The 517-nt window shown below is 66.7% G+C and carries 1 protein-coding gene; it reads right to left on the bottom strand.

Going from position 1 to position 517, the window contains the following annotated elements; genetic code table 11:
• Window positions 1-109 precede the first annotated feature (109 nt).
• The coding region (locus WFK98_RS27245; protein WP_336802525.1) for a DUF4376 domain-containing protein at window positions 110-517 on the bottom strand (408 nt) is incomplete at its 5' end.

Below are 517 nucleotides of genomic sequence, written 5' to 3'. Positions count from 1 at the left end.
GGAAAAGCAAAATGCCCCGGAAGAGCTTCCGGGGCATCGGTTCAAAGGGGCTTCGACGCGCTGATGAAACCTGTTCGAGGGGCTTTTGTCGAGCCCCTTGATACACTCGTCAGCCGGGCCAGCCGGCGGCGTCGATCTCGGCTGTGGTTGTGATCGCGCCGGAGTGGATGGCGGCCTGAACCGCCTTGAGCGTCGAGAAGCACGCCTGAACGTGCCGCCCGACCGCGATGCCGATTGCCTTCATGTCGGCGGCCGAGACCTCCACCCAGACGCCGGGCTGCGCCTCCCAGTCAATGACAAGGAGCGTCGGATCATTCGCGACGAGCTGCGCCGCGCCCGATACGCGGTTCTGGCTCTTCTCGTCGGTTCGGATCGGAGCGCCGCCGACCGTGACGCCGCCCGTCTCGACCTCGAAGCGCTTCGCCGCCGCATAGGCGAGAAGGTTGGCGACTGTGGGGGCGATCGGAGGCCCCGGCATTCCGAGACGGGCCAGCGCCTCGATCAGCTCCGCCTCGTT

Origin of the sequence: Kaistia sp. MMO-174, from assembly GCF_037147815.1 — a bacterium.
GTDB lineage: Bacteria > Pseudomonadota > Alphaproteobacteria > Rhizobiales > Kaistiaceae > Kaistia > Kaistia nematophila.
The sequence above is the reverse complement of the archived record's forward strand: the minus strand, read 5'-3'. Positions and strand labels throughout refer to the sequence as shown.